This is a genomic window from Bradyrhizobium sp. CCBAU 51627 (genome assembly GCF_028128765.1).
Taxonomy (GTDB): domain Bacteria; phylum Pseudomonadota; class Alphaproteobacteria; order Rhizobiales; family Xanthobacteraceae; genus Bradyrhizobium.
Genome location: NZ_LBJG01000029.1, coordinates 1 through 218, shown reverse-complemented (window position 1 = coordinate 218; position 218 = coordinate 1). Strand labels below are relative to the sequence as shown.

Genomic DNA, 218 nt, shown 5'->3' with positions numbered 1-218 from the left:
TTTTTTTTGAAGCTGAGCTTCTCGGCATGCACGAAGTCCCACACCGAGTGGTAGTCGACCTTCAGGCCGCGTCCGGCAAGCTCGGCAACGAGCCCACGCAGGGTGAAATCGCCGTCCTTGATCCGTTGTGACAGCCAGACCGCGTGCTCACCCGAAACCGCCTTCGGCTTATGACCGCCCATCTGGCCTGGAGCCACGCTGCCAGTCTCATCGACCCG

At 61.5% G+C, this 218-nt stretch carries 1 pseudogene; it reads right to left on the bottom strand.

The annotated features are described in order from the left end of the window. Positions 1-218, bottom strand: a pseudogene (locus XH88_RS25550) (IS630 family transposase); the annotation flags it as partial.